This is a genomic window from Saprospiraceae bacterium (genome assembly GCA_016719615.1).
GTDB lineage: Bacteria > Bacteroidota > Bacteroidia > Chitinophagales > Saprospiraceae > Vicinibacter.
Genome location: JADJYQ010000001.1, coordinates 1,202,228 through 1,225,077 on the forward strand (window position 1 = coordinate 1,202,228; position 22,850 = coordinate 1,225,077).

12 protein-coding genes are annotated in these 22,850 nt (G+C 37.6%); 6 read left to right on the forward strand and 6 right to left on the reverse strand.

Translation table 11 applies throughout. The annotated features are described in order from the left end of the window. Positions 1–50: 50 nt before the first annotated feature. Both IPM92_05045 and IPM92_05050 read left to right on the forward strand, forming a co-directional pair. Positions 51–5,777 carry a PKD domain-containing protein gene (locus tag IPM92_05045; GenBank protein MBK9107748.1) on the forward strand — a complete coding sequence of 1,909 codons (5,727 nt, stop codon included), beginning with the start codon at positions 51–53 and terminating at the stop codon, positions 5,775–5,777. 1,181 nt (positions 5,778–6,958) lie between these two features. Continuing rightward, positions 6,959–7,543 carry a hypothetical protein gene (locus IPM92_05050; protein MBK9107749.1) on the forward strand — a complete coding sequence of 195 codons (585 nt, stop codon included), beginning with the start codon at positions 6,959–6,961 and terminating at the stop codon, positions 7,541–7,543. A 44-nt stretch (positions 7,544–7,587) separates the two neighbouring features. Here the strand turns inward: IPM92_05050 and IPM92_05055 are convergent, their stop codons facing one another. From IPM92_05055 to IPM92_05065, 3 genes are read right to left on the reverse strand one after another with little or no spacing between them, the layout of a single operon-like run. Next, a complete protein-coding gene (locus IPM92_05055) occupies positions 7,588–8,301 on the reverse strand; it encodes a hypothetical protein (protein ID MBK9107750.1) in 714 nt (237 codons plus the stop codon). Positions 8,302–8,359: 58 nt separating this feature from the next. Beyond that, positions 8,360–9,439 (reverse strand): M42 family metallopeptidase, encoded by a 1,080-nt coding sequence (locus IPM92_05060; protein MBK9107751.1) that lies wholly within the window; start codon positions 9,437–9,439, stop codon positions 8,360–8,362. After that, a complete protein-coding gene (locus IPM92_05065) occupies positions 9,436–10,089 on the reverse strand; it encodes an orotate phosphoribosyltransferase (GenBank protein MBK9107752.1) in 654 nt (217 codons plus the stop codon). The genes IPM92_05060 and IPM92_05065 overlap by 4 nt, the downstream gene beginning before the upstream one ends. A gap of 3 nt (positions 10,090–10,092) precedes the next feature. Between IPM92_05065 and IPM92_05070 the strand changes: the two genes are divergently transcribed. From IPM92_05070 to IPM92_05085, 4 genes are all read left to right on the forward strand, one after another. Continuing rightward, positions 10,093–10,764 (forward strand): NUDIX domain-containing protein, encoded by a 672-nt coding sequence (locus tag IPM92_05070; protein MBK9107753.1) that lies wholly within the window; start codon positions 10,093–10,095, stop codon positions 10,762–10,764. 568 nt (positions 10,765–11,332) lie between these two features. Then, positions 11,333–12,484 carry a hypothetical protein gene (locus IPM92_05075; GenBank protein MBK9107754.1) on the forward strand — a complete coding sequence of 384 codons (1,152 nt, stop codon included), beginning with the start codon at positions 11,333–11,335 and terminating at the stop codon, positions 12,482–12,484. A gap of 103 nt (positions 12,485–12,587) precedes the next feature. Next, on the forward strand, positions 12,588–13,940 hold the full coding sequence (locus tag IPM92_05080) for a hypothetical protein (protein ID MBK9107755.1): 1,353 nt from the start codon (positions 12,588–12,590) through the stop codon (positions 13,938–13,940). Between the two features lie 211 nt (positions 13,941–14,151). Further along, entirely contained in the window at positions 14,152–18,366 is a 4,215-nt protein-coding gene (locus tag IPM92_05085; protein ID MBK9107756.1) for a gliding motility-associated C-terminal domain-containing protein, read from the forward strand. 564 nt (positions 18,367–18,930) lie between these two features. Here the strand turns inward: IPM92_05085 and IPM92_05090 are convergent. The 3 genes from IPM92_05090 to IPM92_05100 are packed head-to-tail and all read right to left on the reverse strand — an operon-like array spanning position 18,931 to position 22,808. Continuing rightward, complete coding sequence (locus tag IPM92_05090) at positions 18,931–21,132, reverse strand: TonB-dependent receptor (GenBank protein ID MBK9107757.1); 2,202 nt, start codon at positions 21,130–21,132, stop codon at positions 18,931–18,933. A 58-nt stretch (positions 21,133–21,190) separates the two neighbouring features. Further along, positions 21,191–21,622 carry a hypothetical protein gene (locus tag IPM92_05095; protein ID MBK9107758.1) on the reverse strand — a complete coding sequence of 144 codons (432 nt, stop codon included), beginning with the start codon at positions 21,620–21,622 and terminating at the stop codon, positions 21,191–21,193. A gap of 46 nt (positions 21,623–21,668) precedes the next feature. Beyond that, positions 21,669–22,808, reverse strand: coding sequence for an acyl-CoA dehydrogenase family protein (locus tag IPM92_05100; GenBank protein ID MBK9107759.1), 1,140 nt, complete (start codon positions 22,806–22,808; stop codon positions 21,669–21,671). Positions 22,809–22,850 lie beyond the last annotated feature (42 nt).

The window sequence follows — 22,850 nt, forward strand, 5'->3', positions numbered from 1 at the left end:
AGTGTCCTTTTCCTATAGATAAATGTGGCGTAGGAAATAAGAACCCTTCAATGAAAATTGAAGGAGGCATTGCATTCTGTGAAGGTCGAATTATTACTCTTACTAACACTACAGACCCGTCTTTAGGATTTAGTGAATTTATTGTAGATTGGGGTGATGGATCTCCTATTGAAATTAAGAATGACTATAGCTCATTTTCTCATACTTATAATATTCCGGATTCGAATCTTTGTAAATACATTAATGGTGTCATTACTATTACATTGGAATTTACAGGTATTAAATATTGCACTGAAGGAATAAGTTGCCAGCCTAGTACAATAAAATTTGGTTTAATGTTAAGGCCTAAAGCAATTGCTGATTTTCCTAAAACTGTGTGTATAAATAGTGATGTATTATTTAGTCATAAAAGTTGTAATGAGACAGAAATATTATGGCAATTCCATGATGGAACATCATCAACTGCTAATAATTTTACAAAAATGTTTCCAAATTCAGGTAATTATTTAGTTACATTAATTGCGACAAACGAATGTGGATCTGATAAGGTAAATGAGTTAATATCAGTGCTTGATTTTCCCCGTGCAAATTTTACATTTTCCAGTATGCCGCAAAACAGCTGTGACACGACTTGTGTTACTTTTATCAATAGTTCCAATGTTTGGACAACTTCATCAGAATGGATTATAACTCCTAATGACACTAACAAATGGCGTTTTACGGATACTTTGATGAATAACTTTAGTAGGGATATTAAAATAAATTTTTATCAAAAGGGAACTTTTACAATAGAACTCCGAGCAAAGAATGTTTGTGGCGACCATGTCTTTAAGGACACAATAGTTATTTATGAAAGTCCAAAGATAAGTATGATAGCGCCTAATCCGTCTTGTGATAGCATTGTGATCAATCCGGCAATTTTACAGTTTGTGTCTTCAGGGGATATTACAAGTTATGCATGGCTCTTTGAAAATGGTACGCCATCTTCTTCAAATCAAAGATTATTTCAGCCTGTAAAATTTTATAAATCGGGAAATATTACCCTTCAAATTACCAGCCCATGTGGCGATACCAGCATCACAGTTGCAGTCAATGTAGCGAATACTGATCCCATAGATTTGTCCAAGATACCGGACACCATTTGTCTAAGCAATAATACTGTTACTTTAATTGGAAATCCGGTAGGTGGGTGGTGGAGTGGTAATGGAATAGATTCCGCAGGCAATATTGATTTGAGTCAGCTGTCTTCGGGAAGGAAAATCTACACCTATCATATTGGTACCGCAGACTGTCCGAAAGAAGCAAATAAGAACATTCTATTTACAGGATCGCCCCTCATTTTTTTATGGCGGCAAGATACCGTTTGCAATTCTTTAAATTATACTCCTCAAGTAACTTACACTAACAATAGCGTCATTCGAAACTACCAGTGGGATTTTCAGGGAGGTAATCCAAATTCATCTACTCTGCGAAATCCATCGGACATCATTTTTGATAAGGTTGGGACTTATATCATTTCATGCAAAATTTTCAGTGTTTGCGGAGATTACACCGTTTATGACACTATTGTTGTTGAGGATTTGCCTATAGTGCAGATTGATACCCTGTCTGGTCTAGTCTGTTCGAGCACAGATTCTTTTGATTTAGTAGCATTTCCACCAGGTGGTAAATGGTCAGGTCAAGGTATCATGGATTCCAATAAAGGAACATTCAATCCATCCCTTGTTGCGCCCAATCAATTTCACACCGTCTATTATGTACTTGATAAGTCAAAAGGATGCATAGGTAGGGATTCAATTGATATTTATGTACAAGCTGCTGAAAATTTGACAATACAAACAGATACATTTTGCTCCAATGATTTGCCTAAACAATTATTCGCATCTCAGCCTGGTGGCGATTGGAGCGGACAGGGTATAAGTGATCCGATTTTGGGAATTTTTGATCCTTCACAAGTTTTGCCTGGGTTTAATCAGGTGACATACCAGTGGAAAGATTCCCGATCATGTAATATCAGAAAGTCTGCTTTGATTAAGGTTGATAAACTACCAATTGTTAGTTTATCCGATACCATTCAATTATGCATTGCAGATAAGGATTTGGATCTTTCTCAAATTTCAAAATTGAATGTGGACTCTCTTGGAGGTATCCTTCAATGGTCCGGGCCAGGCGTGGTAGGTTCGTTTTTTAATTCGGTTTCTCAAAGCTTGAATCCCGGATTTTACCCGATATATTTGAGTTACCAAAGAAATGAATGTTTCGTTCAGGATTCTTTCATCATTCAATTAATCGATAAGCCTGCATTAAATTTGCCGCGGAACGATACCGTATGTATCTCCAATCAGTTTTATTTCTTAGTTGCCCAGCCTCAGGGAGGAAGATGGTCCGGACCAGGAATAGATCCAATCACTGGGGTTGTTAATTTGACGATTGCAAAAGGAGGGCAACATACTTATAACTATTTATATGATCTTGGGCCCGAGTGTTTATTATCAGATTCAGTTACCCTTGATATAATTGACTTGGGAAAAATTGTGAATGCGGGTACAGATACGAGTATATGTGAAGGCATTCAACTATTTATATTAAGTCTAGCCAATCCTACGGGCGGTTACTGGACAGGCACTGGCATTATTGATAGCTTGCAAGGTATTATAGATGTGAAGATGCTCGACACAAGTACAATTTATGTTTACCGCTATAACTTCAATAGTAATTTGGCTGATTCGTGTAGCTATTTTGATGAATTGAATTTTGTTGTGCATCCAAAGCCACAAGCCCTGTTTAGTTTGGATGGCAGACCATGTATCAATAATGAATTTACATTAATAAATAATTCTTCAAATGCTGTTCGATATGTTTGGGATTTTGGAGAAGGAACTACGAGTCAATCCAACAGTCCGAAAATGACATATCTACAAAAGGGAACCTATCAAATTGAATTGATTGTGCATTCAGTTTATTCCTGCATGGATACGGCTATTTTTAATGTAAATGTCATATCTGCACCTTTTGGTCATTTTAGTGTTGATTCAAGTACCGGATGTGCACCATTCGCTTTGTTTGTTAAAGATTCAAGTGATGGTGATTTTATTACGAAATGCTGGTTTATTAACGGGGATACCATTAATGGTAATTTTCCAAACCCATATCTTTTAGATGGCAATACTCAGGATAGTGTTTATTTTATTGAATTGAATGTAAAAAACCTTTGCGACACGATTTCAGTAATTGATTCAGTGACCATATTGGCATATCCTCGTGTCGACTTTGGGATAACTCAGGATGAAGGTTGTTCGCCATCGAAAATAGAATTTTCTAACATTACAAAAGGTAAAGCTACCGATTATGATTGGGATCTTGGAAATGGATTTGTTTCAAAAGACTCTGTACCTCCAGCCCAATATTATTCTACAATTGATGATACGACGATCACAACATACACGATTCGGTTGATTGCAAAGAATCGCTGTGGAATGGATACACTGGCGAAAAGTATTATAGTGAAACCTGCTAACGTCCATGCATTTATTGAATTAGATACGCTTGAAGCTTGCCAGCCGTTTTTATTTAGTCCAAAAAGTAAGAGTACGCCTGGTTCCACATTGTATTGGGAAATTACTAATTCATTGAATCAAGTAGTGCACAATAGCAATCTCGTTCAACCGTCATTTCTCTTGGTTGATACGGGTCTGCATAAAATTATTTTAAATGCAAAAATATGCGGTCAGGATACTGATGTAGCATTTGTAAGAGTTTTACCAGCTCCAATGGTGAAGTTTTCTCACCAACGATCAGTTTGTCAATTTAGTGAACTAAATTTCTTAAACCTTTCTGATTCAAGTGCCAGTTATTTTTGGGATTTTGGAGATGGTAATACCAGCACTTTTCCCAATCCAAAACATATTTACGATTCTGCGGGTACATATATAATAAAATTGACCGTTTTTTCAAAGTTGGATAATTGTCCTGCTGTCGATTCCAGTCTGGTGCAGGTTTTTGGAAAACCAACTGTTAGCATCACAGCTGATTCTATTAATGGCTGCTACCCATTCTCGGTCAAATTTAATAGCTTGGCCAGTGGTGCCGGCAGTTTATTGTATAACTGGGATTTTTCTGATGGTAGCTCCCATAGTTTTGATCAGAGTCCTCTGCATTTATTTGATAAGCCGGGGAGTTATCAAGTTCGACTCGTTGTGTCAGACTCCTTGCAGTGTTTTTCGGATACTGCCTTTATCAACGTTTGGGCCTATAATCGGCCTAATGGCGATTTTATTTTTGACAAAGTAAAATATTGTGCAAGACATGATTCAATTCATATAACCAACATTTCTTCCCAAGATGCTGTTCGCTTTGATTGGGATATAAACGGAGTAAATTATGTGACAAAGCACGTCAATTTAAAAAGTGATACGGCAGGCTATATCTTCATTCAATTGATTAGTCAAAATATTTATTCTTGTTCGGATACGATATCTAAAAGAATTCAAGTTTTGGAGTCACCGATTGCACAATTTCAACCAGATACCAATTCGGGCTGTGAAGATTTGGCAATTAATTTTCAAAATCAAAGCCAGTATGGAACTTATTTTGAATGGTATTTCGGTGATGGCTCTTCATCAACGGATTCAGATCCTGTTTACAAATTTGAAGAATCGGGTAGTTTTGCAACAAAGTTGAAAGTTTCCAACTTAAATGGATGTCCATCTGATAGCTCGATTGTTCAAATAAGCGTATTCCCAAGGCCACAAGCAAAATTTGTTTTTACTAAACTAAAATTCTGTGGAGCACCGTCCGAAGTCCAGTTTTTAGACCAAAGTTTAGGTGGACTTGATTATGATTGGGATTTTGGAGACGGTTCACGTTCTGATCAAAAATCGCCATTACATGAGTTCATGGCTGGGGGGTATTATCCTGTTCGGCTGATTGTAAATAACCAATACTTATGTGCTGATACATTGGTTCTCCCAATTGAAATTTATGATCAACCAGTTTCTGATTTTACAATATCCCCACACAAGGGTTGCGAAGATTTGGAAGTTCAATTAAATAATCTATCGAATTTTTCAAACAAATCTATTTGGGAAATTGAAACGATTGGAATATTAGAAGATACTTCGCCATCTGTGATCTTTACAAATCCAGGGGTTTATAGTGTGCGACTGATTTCTATATTTAATGACATTTGCAAAGATACTTTGGAATTAAAGGATGTTATAAAAGTATATCAAAGTCCAAAAGCTGATTTTACTTGCATAGCTGATTATAATGCGTCTATTATTGGTGATGTAATGTTCAAAAATCTTTCATTGAACGCTGACCGTTATTCGTGGAATTTTGGTGACGGCGAATTTTCATCTGAAAAAGATCCAGTGCATGAGTACGACAAGAATAGAACAATCTTCGCTTATTTAATTGCATTTAATGACAATATGGGCGAATATACCTGTATTGATACTTTTGGAAAGCAAGTAGACCCTGAGTGGATTACAACCTTTTTTGCACCTAATGCTTTCACTCCGGACTATGGTATAGGTTACAATGTATTTAAACCGGTCGGAATAGGATTGAAGGAGTATGAATTGAGTATATACTCGCCTTGGGGCGAACAAGTGTGGTATACAACGTCCATAGAAAATGAGCAACCAAAGGAATTCTGGGATGGTGTATATAAGAACGATATTGTACCGCAGGGAACTTATGTTTGGATTGCTAAAATAAAATTTGTAAATTTAACGGAAAGAATTTTTAAAGGAACTGTAACTGTTATTCGATAATGATTAATTTTTGATAAAAATAAGTTATGAACAAGATTAATTATAAAGTATCTACATTTACGCTCTTGTGCTTTTTTAGTAATCAATTTTTACTGTTTGGGCAAGTTTGGTCTGGTTCTGGTATCACTGAAACCAGTATGTATTGGATGTATCATGTAGAATTTTTGGAGAAATAAAGCTTGGGCTAACTGGATCATTGTCTGATGCATTCATGAAGGGTAAAGGGCAAGCCACACATAAAGGCTTATTGATTTCAAGTGGTGTAATAATGGAAATTTCAAAAAGTAATATGAGCCTAAGGATCGACAGTATATTATTTAGTTTTAATTTGGTTCCAGGTACGATGATGTGTGACGTAAAGAAAAATATTAAATTGTCCTAATTTTTAACCTGGGGAACTTGCTACTGTTTGTACTGAATTAAAAGGGAAAAATGCAATTTCCATTAAATTGGGTCCAATGATATTTAAGGGGATAGGTAGTTCTTCGAAATTGCATACGTTTTCTTGTTTATAAATGTCTTAATTCAGGTTACTTTTAAAATTTTAAAAATTTGTGGCAGCAGTGAAAATAATCAAATTGTATTCATTAGGTATGAATTATTGTGTTTATTTATTGCTGATATTCTGTTTTGCGGTTGCATCTTGTGATGGGTTTAACTACAATAATTATGAAGAAGGAGATTCAGCCAAAAGACTTGAGTTGCCAAATTTGAAATTGGAGATAGATACCACTAGTAGAGCTTTAATTTTTAATCAGTGTAATTTTAATCATGGCGAGTGATGGGACGACCCAAAAGTTTATTCAATAATTAATTCTCTATCTCCTTTTAGAGCTGTAGTTGACCATTATGCCAGGGTCACTCAAGCTTCTGGTGGTAAATTAAATAATTGTGTATTTGATTATTATAGTCCAGAGTTATTAATTATGGCTAATGGTGATGCTGATATATTTAATAGGTACTTGAACAAAAGGGAAATTAATATTGTAAAGTATAATTATAAAATGCCAAAAGTTAACTCAAAGTGGGATTCTTTCCAGCTAATGGATAAAGGACGGTGGGGTTTTTTGCCATCTTTATATTGCCATAATTATGCATCATTGACTAGATTTGTACAAGCTCATCCAGAAGTGATAAGGGATAGAATCAAGCTTGATGCAATCCTTTCTCAGAATTCTAATTTGCATAAAATTTTTCAACAAAACGGAAATCATTTTTTAAAATCATCACAACTTATGAGGGGTGATTCTCTATTGAGCATTGGGCTAAATGATTTTCCTGTAAATTTGATAGAAGTAGATGGGGAATATAATTACGATTTAAGAGTTAGAGATCAACTCGCTTATATTAAGTATATTTCTGAGAATAGGCTTTTTAACGCTGTTGGAAATATTAAAGGAAAAATTAAATTTGAAATACTTAATTCGAAATTGTCAAACGGTTTGGGTTGGTTTGTTTTGTCAACACTTACTTTGTATACCATAAACCTACTTGGAGTGCCAATTGGGAGTCAAAATGTGGAATTAACGCTAAAATGCACAATCAGAGATTTGAATGATAATATTATTTATTCAAAAGATGTAAATGTAAAAGGAAAAAGTCATTCTGCATTATATTGGGGATATGGTATGATGGGAAGTCTTCCTACAACTGCCCAGTTTGGAATACAGCGTGCAGCTAATATGAAAGCAATTTCAAATGCAATGCAAAAATTATTTACCGACATTGGTGCTAAAAGCAAACAAATCAAGGAAAGTTTGAATTGATCACGAATTAGGTTCAACACGGTAATTATGATCTATTGCGTTAATTATTTGAACAACATAATGATATCAGTTAGAATCATACTTTTTAATTTACTTGTAAATGCAATTTTTACAATAAAATGAAAATAAACTCCATAACTGATCCCTGCAATCATCCATGTTGATAATTTTATCCATTGACGTGTATAAAAATTGAATAGCAGGAGAAAACTTACCAAGAATAAAAATGCGATCCCAACTTTTAATATATGCGGCGGAAGTATGTTGCTTAATGTCTTATGTGAAAATGCATGGTCTTCCTTGGAATCCTGAAAATCAAACAACAAACTTTGCGCCAGCAATATAATGAAAAAGTCGAGTGCATAGAAAAAGCGCTTTGTATTTGTAAAATCGTGCTCTTGAAAGCAAAAGAAAAGTAGTAATACCCAACACAGGCAAATACTTATGTTTTTGAGAAGTAAAATATTTCTAAAAAGATAGGTTGCTGTATGATTGTGGTACAACAATCCAATGCTCCCGATAATACAAATGATGACTTGCGAAGGCTTTTCGAAAAAAATAAAAAAGTATAAGGCACATAAAATCGGTATGATCAGAACCAGAATATGAATGTGACTGGGTTTATCTATTTTTGGATAATGGCGAATGAAACAAAATACTTTTTGGTAGTAGTATGCCGCAAAAGTAATGATTGCGACAAAAGCATAGGCCTGCCATTTTATTGGTGGAAATGGAAATATTATTTGAATGCGATACAAAAGTAAAGGCAATAAGCCTGCATAAAACAGAGCGCTAAAAATGCCTTTTTGTATTCGGCTAGAAATATTTAAAACTTTGTTTTGGATTGATAGTAAGTAATACTTCGTAAATCAGCCTGATCACATTTTCAATATCTTCAATACTTGCTGTTTCAACAGTCGTGTGCATGTAACGCAGGGGCACCGAAATGAGTACTGAGGGCACGCCTCCATTAGAATAAGCAAAGGCGTCTGTATCGGTTCCTGTTGTTCTCGATGCAGCATTTCGCTGAAAAGGAATTTTATTTTTTTCGGCAGTTTTGATGACGAGGTTTTGAAAAATATTGTGTACCGGCGGTGCATAACACAATACGGGTCCAAGTCCACATTTGATCGAACCTTGTTCCTTGGTTTTTAACATCGGTGTGTGGGTATCGTGTGTAACATCTGTTACTATCGCGAGATTCGGTTTTATGGTTTGTGCAATCATCTCTGCACCGCGTAATCCGATTTCTTCCTGAACCGAATTGACAATATATAAGGAGTAGGGTAGCTTGACTTTGTTTTTCTTGAGTAGTCGTGCCACTTCAGCAATGCAAAATCCACCAATCCTATTGTCTAAAGCTCTGCCTGTATAAAATTTATCGTTTAATTTAAACAACTCGTCTTCATAAGTTATACAACATCCAACATGAATTCCCATGTTTTCGACTTCAGCCTTGTCTTTAGCACCAACATCGATGAATATATTTTCGAGGGTTGCGGTCAGATTAGTATCATTTCCCTTGCGGGTATGTATTGCGGGCCAGCCAAAGACGCCTCTCACTTTTCCTTTGGGTGTATGAATGATAACGCGTTTTGACGGTGCTATACTTTGATCTATGCCTCCGTTTCTGATCACATAAATAAATCCGTCGTCGGTAATATAATTTACCATCCACGATATTTCATCTGAATGTCCTTCAATAACAACGCGAAATGGTTTATTGGGATTTACAATGCCATAAAGGGTCCCATAGGAATCCAGACTCCAGGCATTCAGATAAGGTTTGATGTATTGTAACCATATCTTTTGTCCTTCCGATTCATGCCCGGTGGGAGATGGATTATTTAAGTATTTATATAAAAAATCTTCTGAACTCTTGCTTATGATCTTCATAATGATGCCTGCTGTAGCTGGAATTGCCTGGACCATTCTGCTGGGTCCTGGTTCCAGCCTTTTAGATTTTCGTATTCGTTTGAATTAATGAGTTTATGTAGCAAAGCCCGTTCCAATAATGTCGAAAATTGACTTAAACTTTCAAATTTCAATGATTTTTCTTGAAATTTAGTTTGTGCAATCTGGAATTCGTATTGAAAAATGGCAAGAACGGCTTCTATTTCATGGCCTTCTGCCTTTAAAGCCTCACAAGCTTCAATCGAACTTCCGCCGGTAGAAATGAGGTCTTCAATAACGAGAACCTTTGACCGGGGTTCCAGATGGCCTTCGATCAGGTTTTTCAATCCATGCTCTTTTGGTTTGCTGCGAACATAGCAAAAAGGAAGACCCAATTTATCTGCTAATAGCGCACCCCATGCAATACCTGCCGTGGCAACTCCTGCAATTGCCTGATATCCATTAAATTGTTGGCTAAGCCCTACAAAACCATCTACCAGTTCATGGCGAATGATGGGGTAGGATAAAATTTTTCGATTGTCGCAATAAATGGGCGATCGGAGGCCTGATGCCCAAATGAATGCCTGTCCGGGATTTAACTTTACGGCTTGGATTTCTAAGAGTCGATCTGCTATCTTGTGGGCTATTGTCATAACATGTCAAAGCGAAGGCAAATTTACGAAATTCAAATCAATGAGCATTGCTTGGTACTCAGAGGCAAACATGAGCTCGAACAAATGGAAATCGCGAAGCAAAGAATCGTGATGCCTTATCAAGGTAATAAAAAGACGCTTTTTCAATACCTCGATATGCTTGAAAAATCGAATCGTTTTGAAGAGGTGGTGCTCGAAAGCGTAGATCCTTCCCTTATTTTTAAGGATTTGAAAAGCATATGTAATTGGGTTCCGGCCGCCGGTGGAATTATCAGCAGAGCTGACGGAAAAATCCTGATGATCTTTCGAAAAAAAATCTGGGATCTGCCTAAAGGCAAAGTTGACCCTGGAGAAAAATCAAAGCAGACCGCCCTTAGAGAATGTATGGAAGAAGTTGGACTGTCGGATCTTGAGTTGATCAGAAAATTAGGCCTTACCTGGCATTTGTATCGCGAGTTCAACAAATCGCGCGCCTTAAAACGTACGAAATGGTATGTTTTAAAGACCAGCACTCCTGATAAACTTGTATTGCAAAGCGAAGAAGGTATCGAACGTGCAGAATGGCTGGATGTAAAGGATGCTCTGCTTCTTGAACCCATGTATTCAAATATCAAACAGATGCTTTTGAAATATGAGGATTTGGTGGAAGGCTTAAGTCTAAAGGTCAAAGCCTGAAGGGAAAGGATTAGAGATTAATGATATAAAGTAAAGCTCCAAAATTTATTTTTAACTAACGAACGTTAGATTTTAAGGCATTTTTCACTTTTGACAATCAATACTAACATATGTAAGTTTTAAATTGGTCAAAGGCTAAGGATTTAAAATTAAAAGGACATTATAAGAAGACTTTGCACCGTAATCCACTATCGTTGTGTTGTCCTCTTTCATCTAATTTGTCTCTATTGGGGCTACTAAATAGGGTATCACAATTGTTAACAATATGTTAATTAAGCTTCAAATATACCTCGTATATATATATATATATATATTGCAACCGGAAAGGAAGATGATTGACACCCGCTCAAAATCATCAGTGAATTGGATCACTTCTAATATTTAATTTATGGACCCCATTGAATTTACACCGCCCGTTTGTTTAGGGCTGATGAGGTGATTAGATTGCCCATCAGCTTAAAATTCAAAGTTTTTACTTACCTTTAGTAAGGTATTTAAGTTCATAATCTTAGTCTTTTTCAACAACATTGAATGGACTTAAGTTTTTATAAATTTTAAATACAACAACATGAAAACCTCAAATATTTTAACACTTAAAAAATTTCTTTTAATAATATTAATTTTATTCTTCCTGTTCAAATCAGGATTTGCTCAATCTCCATGTTCGATCCAATATACATTTACTGTGTCAGGAGATTCTACGACCTGCCAATACACCTTTACACCCAATATTCCAACGCAAGGGGTTTGCTCTATCACTTGGGATATTGAAAGTAGCGGATATTATGGTATTGCCTGCGATCCGTCTAACATCACAGCCAATCCACTCACCTATAATTTTTGCTTTGGTGGCAATTATAAAGTGACGATGTGGGTTCATTTTTGTAACGGTCAGTCATGTTATGTGTCTCAGACTGTTTACATTGGTTGTGTGGATGCAGATAAATGCGATCCTGACCCGGATCGGGTTGACGATATTTCCAATCCTAAAGTTGAGGTCACTTATATCTCTCCGGATACTTGTAATTTTAACAGTAGTCAAACAGTCACAGGATGTATGTATAGTACCATTCCTGGTGGTACATATTATATTTCTTGCGGTTGGCGTTGGGCATTGCGAGTGCATCCGACGAGTTGCAATTATTGGACTTATTATGTACAATATGATTCAATACGTTCTTGTGGAAATTATAGTTGCATCAGAAGAACATTGGATACAAATGTACTATGTATTAAAGCCTACATAGATCGCCCAATATATATAGTGGCTACAGCCAACTCCTGTTGTTTACCCGCGGGATATCAACGAGGGCTGTATTGGACTCCAACACCTGTCAGTGGAAATTATACGCCTATTGGAGATCCAACTCCAACAGTAAGCACTCTTTGTACAGCTTACCGCAACTGCCCTAATTATACTTACTGCATAGAAAACCCACAAGACCTGAACCAAACCAGTGGCTGGCCGGCAACATGTTTTTCAGGAGGTGGATTTTCGGAACAACGATTGAGTAAGATCGACGCGAGCCAATTTGCTAAGCAGCAACATGTAGAAATTTACAATCTGCAAGGCGGAAAATTATTTGATGGCCTGTGGAAGTTTACAGCACATCCTTCTGTAGGAAACGTAGTCTTTCCGGGAACTATTAAGTCTGGTATTTACTTTGTGAATTTTGTAGATTTGCAAACCAGCGTTAAATTGGTGAATATTAAGGAGTAAAAGAGTTGAATTGAAACCGGGTGAAGTGTGCGCAAATTTTATTTCTAAGACAATAGTAGATATACTGCATCCGGTTTTGGTTTTGTTTAACCAAAATCATAACATGAAAAGCAATAGATGTAAACTTATTATTGTGTTGGCTTTGATGGCATTCCTGATGAAGGCTCAATCTGGAATCAGCCAATGCAGTTTTCAGTATATATCGAATGATACAGCCCATCAGGATTATATTGATATTGTTTTTGAGGAAGATTCTACAAAAAACATCATCAGTTTTGGATCCAGATTTAGCAGATACAATACTAGTAATTCTATATTCAATGCTCTGGTATTTCAGAAATTTTCTGAATGCGGTGAATTGTTACAATATAATGCTAATTCTACCTATGGGTCTTATTTATTGCGCCCGGAAAGACTTCCATATCATCCGAGCTATTATCCCGAAGAATTTATTGGAAATCATTGCCTCCAAACGGGTCAGGATCGATTTGTGTGTGCAGTCAAGGTTCAGGATAGCATAAGTCGATTGCGTTATGTGATGCTTGTTGAAATAAACAATGAAGGTGAATTTCTCAAACACGGCGTAAGTCCTATATCAGCTCAAAAGGCCAATCAGTTTTTGCTGAGTCATTTGTTGCAATTAGCCAACAAACAGTTTATCGCCATCTTATGGGATTTGGCAACAGGGTATGAATTTTTATATTTTGATGAAGCATTTGAATTCCAATATGCAAAGACATTCACCATTGATCGCGGCATTCGCGCTATTAAATCTTTGCCAAATGGAGATTTTATTTGTAGTGCGGCTGCAAGCGATAAGTATGGCTTCCAGTTTTACAGAATGGATAGTTTAGCACAAATAAAATGGATACAAACACCCGTAGAAGTATTTGGAAGTATCAGAGATTTTATTGTCCAAAATGACAGCATCTATCTTGTCGGAAATTATGGCAATACTGCAGCATTATTAATTGCTGATTTAAATGGAAAAATCTTACAATCCTATTTGTACACTCAACAGCCGTATTGCAATCAGCGATTTTGCAGTGTTCTGCTCAATGACGATCAATCGGCGTCTGTTGGTGCTTATGTAAGACATTGCGACCCCGATGATCCCAGAGGCGCTGACCTTGCCATTTTTACCATCGATTCAAATGGAAGTATAACAAATCAAGAGTCTTACAATTTTATCAGTCGATTGGGAAATGGCAATTCAAGTCAAAAAAATTACTTTACTGATTTTGGGTGTTATGGTTTGACAAAAACTTTAGACCAGGGTTTATTGATGTACGGCACTTCTATGTACAGTGATGTCAATTTCAATGCGGTATTACACCACGATGCTTTGTTGGTAAAAACAAAGCCACAGCATGTAGTCCAAACTAAAAATCAGCTTGATGGGTTAAGTTTAGATATCAAACTTAAAACAAATCTTGTCCAAATGAATTGGAATTAATTGGCCCAATTCAGAATATTCAAAACTGGTGGATTTCAGATTTGTATGGCAATATTGTTGATTCCGGAAGTAAATGGATCAATCCAATGCAATTGAATTCCATACGGAGTGGTCTAGGTTTTTTGCATTTAGAATTTATGTTCGCCTATAGCAATAGTTTTAAATTTATTTGCATCAAATGAACTTGTTGTTTCAAAAGCACTTTTATTGTATGATTTTGAAACCATGTTTGGTTTTAATACTAATTTGTTGCAGTGTTTTGATTTATGCTCAATGTACTCCTCCTACTTCCGAAACCTGTGAAGAAACGATTCCTTTTTGTTCGCTGAATCAGCTGAATGGTTATAGTTGCATCACCAGTAGCACAACATTGAGTACTTGTTGGCCAGGTTGTGCACAAGGAGGCGCAAATCAACGATCCTGGCTTGCATTTATTAGTACTGGTGGAAGCGTTACTATTACTTTAAGTGTTGGAAATTGTCCAATTGCAAATTTCCCTGGTTTTGGTATTTGTCCTGGTTTTTGGGGTGATTGCAATTGTAATGAAGAAATTTTATGTCAGCCAGGATACATTCAAGAAAATAACTCAATGAGTTATACAATGAACTTACAAGCATGCAAAATTTATTATATAACATTGGATCATGGTGACGATCAATGCGACTTCACAATCTCCACCTCTGGCGGCAATCCACCCAACTTAATATTAGGCCCGATCAACAATAAAGCAAGCGGCATCATTGAGCCCGTATGCGAAGGTTATTGCGATTATTCATTTTTTGTGGATCCTGGTGGTTGCCAAGCAGCTCATTTTGAATGGACCCTGGATGGAGCTCCAGTTGGAACGAATAAACCGGATCTCAAACTGGATTTTCCCCAAGCGGGCGATTTCAGATTGTGTGTGAGCGCGACAGTAGGCAATCCACACAATGGAGCGATTTGTCTGGAGCAAGGACCTGTTTGCACTACGGTCAAAGTGCGTCGCCATGCTGATCGGAACGGCACCCTGCGTACACTTTGTTCTGAAACTGCCGCCCAAGGCACTTATCGCTGGCATTCGCAGCTCATTCAAACATCCGGGATCTACCGGGAAACCTTTACGGATGCCGTTTGCTGTCCCTACGACTCGGTTGTTGAGTTTCGGGTGCTGCCCAAACCCGAACCTCCGGATGTGTATTACATCACTTGCAACAATGTACCCTATGTAGATGCGATGGGTCGGCGCTGGTCGCCTTGCCGCACTCAAGAGATCATCGACTTTTCAAAATTCACAGAACCTTACAAATGCGATAGTTCGATCCGGCTCACTGCTGTGAATGTGGACATTGGAGCCGACTGGAAAGCTGCCTGCATGAACGGTAAAGTAGAATTGAACCCCAATATCAAAATTGTAAAACCCTGCGAAGCAGGGGAGAGCTACGAATATGAATACAAATGGTATCGCAAAACGGATACGCTAAAAAAGACCTTGTCTGTAGACGAACGACTGTTAGTTGATTCAGTGCAGTTCCAATACTGTGTAGATGTACAGGTCAAAGTACGACTGGGAACGGCGATGGCCATGTGCAACAAAACATTCTGCGATACGATCAATAAGATCAAAGCGCTGGGAAGTCAGGATAGTATCCGATTGAGGCTTTGTGATTCCGTCACCATCAACAACAAAACTTATACTCAATCCGATACCTTCACCCAGTTATGGACCAATGTGTTTGGTTGCGATAGTTTGGTATTTACGGAACTAAATATATCTAAGAGCAGTTCATCCTCGGTTCAACAAATGGAATGCGATTCGGTAAATATTAATGGGCAGAGTTATTATCAAAGCGGAACATATATGCAGATCTTGCAAAATGCAAATCAATGTGATAGTATTATAAAGCTGGATCTCACCATTGAAAAAAGTTCACAGACGATAATAAATCTCAATGAATGCGATTCCGTTGAGTTTAATGGCCAGATCTATTATCAATCGGGCAATTACCAGCAGCAGTATTTTACCAAGCTTGGCTGTGATAGTATATTAAACCTGGAGATCAACATTGCAAAAAGCAGTAAAACAGATATACTACTTAGTGGCTGTGATTCAATCATGATTAATGGCAACAGCTATAATCAATCTGCTACATTTACGCAGCACTTAAAAAACCAAGTCGGCTGCGATAGTATCATTGCCACGGAAGTGCAGATCCATAAAAGTAGCAAAATGGATACGTCCTTGAGAAAATGTGATTCGATCAGCATCAATAGTCAGCTCTATACAAATACAGGCGATTACAGTCAATTGTTGACCAGTGCAAACGGCTGCGATAGTGTATTGAATCTGCAACTGGATATACCCAAAAGCAGCAGTGTTAGACTTGTGAGTAGTGCCTGCGATTCTGCACGTATCAACGGAGTTGTTTATACTTCCACCGGTATCTACAACCAATTACTTAGCAACACAGCTGGTTGCGACAGTATTTTAATTTTGGATCTTAGCATACACAAAAGCTATACCGATAGTGTGTATTTGACTGACTGCGATTCGGTGTTGTATCTGGGGCAGACTTATAAAACCAGCGGTCAGTATCCCTTAAAACATCAAAGTACAAATGGCTGCGACAGCATCATAAATGTATTTATCAATATCCCCAATAGCAAGGTCACAATCTACAAACATGCGACTTGCGATTCAGCCACGATCAATGGAACGACCTATACCCAGTCCGGCATCTACACACAAACACTCAGCAGTGCCAATGGCTGTGACAGCACGCTGCAAATCGAATTAAATGTATTTACAAAGACCGCCGGTCAGATCACATGGACGGCTTGTGATAGTGCTGAAATTAACGGAATCAGCTATCAACAATCCGGTAATTATATGCAATTGTTAAAAAGTGTAAATCAATGTGACAGTACACTGGACATTATCTTAAATTTATCAAAAAGTTCAACGGAAGCATTAAAATTAAAAAGTTGTGATTCAGTGCAGGTGAACGGGCAGCTATATTCTCAAAGCGGAATCTATACTCAAGTCTTAAAAAATTCAGCCCAATGCGATAGTATACTGACAATTGATTTTACGCGACAACAAAGCAGCAGTGCAGACCTGAGTTACAAATCCTGTGATTCGATTGAAGTAAACCGACAAGTATATAAACAGTCTGGCAATTATAAACAGACATTGGTCAATGTAAACAACTGTGATAGTATCATCAATTTGCAAATTGAAATTACAAAAAGCAGTGCAGAAAATCTGTCTATCCAACAATGCGATTCTGTTGAAGTCAACGGTCAGTTTTACACCCAAAGCGGAATCTATACTCAAGTCCTAAAGAATGCAGCTCAATGCGATAGTATCCTGCAACTGGAGATCGGCATCTTAAAACCTACGACAGCGACGCTCAGTCAAACGACATGTGACTCAGCGATCATCAATCATCAGCTGTATACCGCAACAGGCGTATACAGTCAATTACTAACAAATGTTAGTGGTTGCGATAGTATTCTTACATTGGATCTGAAGATAAACAATCGCACAATCGGCACACTGAGCCAAACCCATTGTGATTCTGCGGTCATCAATAACCGTTTATATACATCTACAGGAGTTTATAAACAGTTACTAACGAATGTAAGTGGTTGTGACAGCACATTAAACATAGATCTGACCATCAAACCGGGCAATTCAACCAGCTTAAATGCCGGAGTTGATACCACAATCTGCGAAGGCGAGATCCTAAAATTAAATGGAACGTTTACAGGCAATGCCAAGTTCCAGTGGCAATCAGCTCAGGGAAATTTTGATCATCCAGAAAGTCTCAACACAAATTTTTATCCAAGCGGGATTGGCAAAGAGAGACTCTACCTACAGGCAGCAGACGATTGCAAACAATGGCTTGACAGCATGGAAGTGTTGATCTTAGCCAAACAAATCATTACAGTTACCGGCGATACGATCATCGATCCCTGCAAAGAAATTACATTCAAAGCAGGTGGAGCTGCCAACTACATCTGGACTCCCGCTTCACAAATCGATTGTTTGGATCCCCCCTGCAGTCTGGTCAGAATAAAGTCCAATGACATCACACAATTTACGATCAGTTCGCCAGGTCCTTGTGTTGTGCCCGCAGAACTGAGTTTAAGCATATCACAAATCCGTGAAGACATCTACCTGCCCAATGTATTTAGTCCCAACGGCGATAACATCAACGACCTATTCCTGCCAACTGTCAACTGCGAACTGATGACATCCTATTTGTTGCAGATATACGATCGCTGGGGCAATCAGCTATTTGAATCAAATGATAAACACAAAGGCTGGGACGGAAGAAGCCAGGATCGTTTCATGATACCAGGTGTATATCCATATATTGTGCATTATGAAATTGCGGGAGCGGGAAAGAAAATGAAGAAAGGGGAGGTGACGTTGGTGCGATGAGGAGGAAGGGATGTTGGAAGAAGTCTGATAGTCTGATAGTCTGATAGTCTGTTAGTCTGTTAGTCTGTTAGTCTGCTAGGCTGTTTGGTAGTCACTAAGTCTGTATCATATTGTGCCCAGCATAGTCATGATTATTGCAATCGAGAAGATTGATTTTATTTGGACTGATAACTGATAATTTCCAACTGATAACTTCTTCTAGTAAGTTTGTTAGAAAACAACACGCACTAACGAATGTTAGTTCAGCAATAATACAATTATTTTCAATTGATTTTTTGTAACTTGACTTATTCAAAGAATATTGCTTGAGCTTTTAACAATTGACTATTAACTCTTAACAATTGTTCATGTCCCGTAGGGACAAAATATTGGTAAAAAAAAGAAAACAACGCTCACAGCGTGCCGTAGGTACGCTACAGTATCTTGGGTAGTAAAATGCTATAGAATAAACGGATTACAGAATTGACTTTTTAAGAAACATCAACCTTTAATCACCATCACCAATTTGGCATATAACAAGCCTCCTATTCTTTGTTCCTTAATCCTTTACTCCATCATCCAAACTTATTCCTTTTTTCCCAGCCTCCACTTTATTCCCACATAGGCTTTTCTTCCGGAAACCGGAGCATATACCTCCGAAGCATTAAAATAATTCCCATAAGGATTGTCAACTTGTATAATTGCATCGTGTTGACTGTAAGCCAAAAGATTTTCACTTCCGATATAAAATTCCCAATTGCTAATGGTGTAGCTTAATTGCGATTGCATAAGCACATAGTCCTCTGTAGGAGAGTGATGTCCATGTAATAACGAAACTGGCACGCCCTCTTTATCTGAAAGTCTCATTTTCCCAACGTAATTGGAAGTAATATTCCATAACCATTGTTTATTATTGGATTCAAGATCCATTGATAATAATGCTCTGTATTTTGGAGTCATTAAAGTCGTTCTGCTTCCTTCTTCCAAATCAATTTGAGTATGGGTATATTTTCCGCCAGCCTTCAAATTCATAAAGGGAAATAAACGATACGACAAAGTGATAATGGATTGAAATGCGCGTGATTTTCCTTCAAGAGCGTATACATTCACTTCCTGATAGTTTTTATCCAGATCAATGATCAGTTGCTGATCAAACCAAGTATAGTAAGCATCCAGGTTTATTTCAAGTTCTTTGCCTCCAATAAAAGGTTTCCCAACAAAATTCAATCCGGTATTCCAGGATTTTTCAATGGGTATGGGGCCATTAAATACCCAGGATTTCGAACTGGCCATTAAATGAGTGTTTTCAGAGAATACTCTGGGCATTCGGTATCCACGCCCAATAGAACTCCTCACAGTCCAGTCCTCGGTAAAAAGATAACGCAAACTGACTCTTGGCATCCATAGTGGTTTTGTGTTTTCGATAAAATCGGCATGAAATCCTATGGTCGTTGTTAATTTATTATCTGCTTCGATGCTGTTCCTAAAAGTATGCTCTACAAAAAATGCTGCAAGTTTCTCTCGATAGTCTATAGTCTTACCGTCAAATTTTTCAACAGCATCATGATATTTAAATTGTGGACCCGTTATTATTTGGTGATTGCCTTTTCCGAAAGTATGGTTGTAGAGTAGTTTGAAATGAATATTTTTTTCGGTGGCCTCAAACTTTCGGTTACCATAAACAGATTGAATTTTGGCATAAGCAACATCATAAATGGAACCAGTATTGTCATTCGGATTCGAAAATCCAACATAACCAAGATTTCCAAAGAGATTAAAATATTGCAATTCCTGACGAATCACATAAGGATTATCTTGAATCAATTGTCCGCTCGATTTTTTTTCATAAAGCGCTTGTGCATTCACTTGCCCTTCAAAGGTCTCGCTAAAGAATATATTGCGAAGGATACCATTGATACGTTCATTACGGGGTTCGTCCTGGAATTGGTCTTTATTATGATCGCGTTCTGAACTTTGAAAATTTGAATTGATATACAGACCACTGGATCTCTGATGATCCCAAGTTTTATTCAAATGCAAATTGGCTTCATATCGCCCATGCGCATCAGCAAATAAATTAAAATACACAGGGTAATCCTCATAAGGTTTTTTGAGTTGTACATTGATGGCTCCGCTCATACTTTGGATCCCATTTTGCACGGAAGAAGCCCCTTTTAAAATATCTACGCGCTCAAGCCAGGTTCCGGCAAGTAAATCATAGCCGTAGTTGCTAAGTATGCCCGTATATGCAGGCCGGTTTTCTATCAGCAATTGTGTATAAATTCCGCGAAGGCCCAGAAACTGAATCTCTTTGGATCCAGTTACCGCATTCGTATAACTTACATCTACTGCATTGCTCGTTTGAAAACTTTCAGAGAGACTGCAACAGGCTGCTTTGCGAAATTCTTTTTTCTCAAGTGTTTCAATGTTTAATGGATTTAATCTAGAAAATGCATTTGAATTCCGGTCCGTTTTTATTTCAACACCGGACAATAGTACGCCTTCATGTAAAGTGAATATTTCAAAGGATTGATCTTTAGGAATGAGCTGTGTATCTTTTTGAAAACCGGTATAACTTAAAATGAGATAGTTGTTATCTGTTTTACGCTCGAGTCTAAAATGTCCATTTTCATTGGTGCTTGTACCAATATTGGATTCTAACCAATATACACTGACACCCACGAGGCTCATGTTTTTATCATCGACTACATTGCCCATTAAAAACTGAGCTGATATTTTGGATAAACTTACAAATGTTAGTATAAATACATATATTGTTTTGCCCATAATCTAATATTATAAAAGAAATTTTTTAAAAAAAAGTGTTGCTAAAGAACACCTTGGGCTAACAAAGATGTAAACAGTATTGAATCAGACGTTGAACACCTGTTTTGTAGGGTGTATAGGAGACAAAATGTGTCGTTGAAACATTCGCGAATTCAATGTTTGCAAGACTTAAGTTTTGGTTTAATACCAAAGTCAATGAAAAATCTGAAAAGATCTCTTTAGTAGGTTTTTCAGCTGTGAAGTCAAGGGCTTTATATTCTACAAGTTGATTTTCACAGGGTTTCTTATGGCTATGAGAAACTGTACAGGTTTTAATTTTAGTATGACAAGATTTGGCCGGATGTTTCTTTACACATTGATCTTCTTTGGGAATAAATGAGTATTCAACCTTTTTGGTGCAGCAGCAATACAACATAAAAACATTAAGCCCTAGCTGCGCTACCAGTATGTGGAAAGACAAGATCAGGGTAAGTATTCTATATTGCATCATCGCCAATTAAAACGAAAATAATCCAATTTTGTTGATAATCATCACTTTATTTTAGAGCTTCTCTGGCGATGACTAACTTTTGAATCTCAGAAGTCCCTTCTCCAATGGTGCATAATTTGGCATCGCGATAGAATTTTTCTACCGGAAAGTCCTTGGTGTAACCATAACCGCCAAAAATCTGTATGGCATCTGTTGCAATTGAGACAGATACTTCCGAAGCATAATATTTAGCCATAGCTGCTTCTTTGGTCATTTTTTGATGAAGGTCTTTCATTTTCCCGGCTTGTCTCGTCAATAATTCAGCGGCCTCTATTTTAATGGCCATATCGGCAAGTTTGAATGCAATACCTTGAAATTGAGAGATCTTCTGGCCAAATTGCTCGCGTTCCTGCGAATACTTTACAGAGGCCTGATAGGCTCCTTTTGCAATACCCAGTGCAAGTGCTGCAATGCTGATCCTGCCACCATCAAGGACCTTCATGGCTTGAATAAAGCCTTCTCCTACTTCTCCAATGACCATTGATTTGTGGACTTTGCAATTTTCAAAAATCATTTCCGTAGTTTCGGATGCACGCATTCCAAGTTTATTTTCTTTTTTTCCTGCACTTAATCCCGGATTAGATCGCTCAACAATAAATGCGGTCATTCCTTTACTGTCTAAAAGTTCTCCGGTTCGGGCAATAACAACTGCCACGTCTGAAGATTTACCATGTGTGATCCATGTTTTTGTACCATTGATCACCCAATGATCTTCCTCCATATGTGCCACGCATTTCATGCGGATGGCATCACTGCCTGTATTGGGTTCAGTGAGTCCCCAGGCTCCTAAATATTCACCTTTTGCAAGTTTTGGAAGATAAGTCCTCTTTTGTTCTTCGTTGCAGAAAAGCATGATGTGACCTGTACATAGGGAGTTATGTGCTGCTACTGACAAACCTATAGAACCGCAAACTTTAGCAATTTCCTCAATCACGGTGATGTATTCCTTGTAACTGGGACCTGAACCTCCATATTCGCTTGGAACTAATACACCCAGAAATCCTTGTTTTCCCATTTCGCGAAACAAATCTTTAGGGAAATGTTGAGCTTCGTCCCATTCCATTACTTTTGGCCTGATGTGCTGATCTGCAAAATTTTTTGCAGATTCTCTGATGAGTTGTAAATGTTCGGATTCAAAAGGGGACATACAGGTTTTAATTAAGGCTGCAAAAATAGTGAACCGCTTGCG

Bases quoted from the DNA above. Each gene is read 5' to 3' on its own strand.
- IPM92_05045 (MBK9107748.1), top strand. From the start codon at position 51: ATGAAAATTGAAGGAGGCATTGCATTCTGTGAAGGTCGAATTATTACT.
- IPM92_05060 (MBK9107751.1), bottom strand. From the start codon at position 9,439: ATGAAGATCATAAGCAAGAGTTCAGAAGATTTTTTATATAAATACTTA.
- IPM92_05065 (MBK9107752.1), bottom strand. From the start codon at position 10,089: ATGACAATAGCCCACAAGATAGCAGATCGACTCTTAGAAATCCAAGCC.
- IPM92_05070 (MBK9107753.1), top strand. From the start codon at position 10,093: ATGTCAAAGCGAAGGCAAATTTACGAAATTCAAATCAATGAGCATTGC.
- IPM92_05075 (MBK9107754.1), top strand. From the start codon at position 11,333: ATGAAAACCTCAAATATTTTAACACTTAAAAAATTTCTTTTAATAATA.
- IPM92_05080 (MBK9107755.1), top strand. From the start codon at position 12,588: ATGAAAAGCAATAGATGTAAACTTATTATTGTGTTGGCTTTGATGGCA.
- IPM92_05085 (MBK9107756.1), top strand. From the start codon at position 14,152: ATGATTTTGAAACCATGTTTGGTTTTAATACTAATTTGTTGCAGTGTT.
- IPM92_05090 (MBK9107757.1), bottom strand. From the start codon at position 21,132: ATGGGCAAAACAATATATGTATTTATACTAACATTTGTAAGTTTATCC.
- IPM92_05095 (MBK9107758.1), bottom strand. From the start codon at position 21,622: ATGATGCAATATAGAATACTTACCCTGATCTTGTCTTTCCACATACTG.
- IPM92_05100 (MBK9107759.1), bottom strand. From the start codon at position 22,808: ATGTCCCCTTTTGAATCCGAACATTTACAACTCATCAGAGAATCTGCA.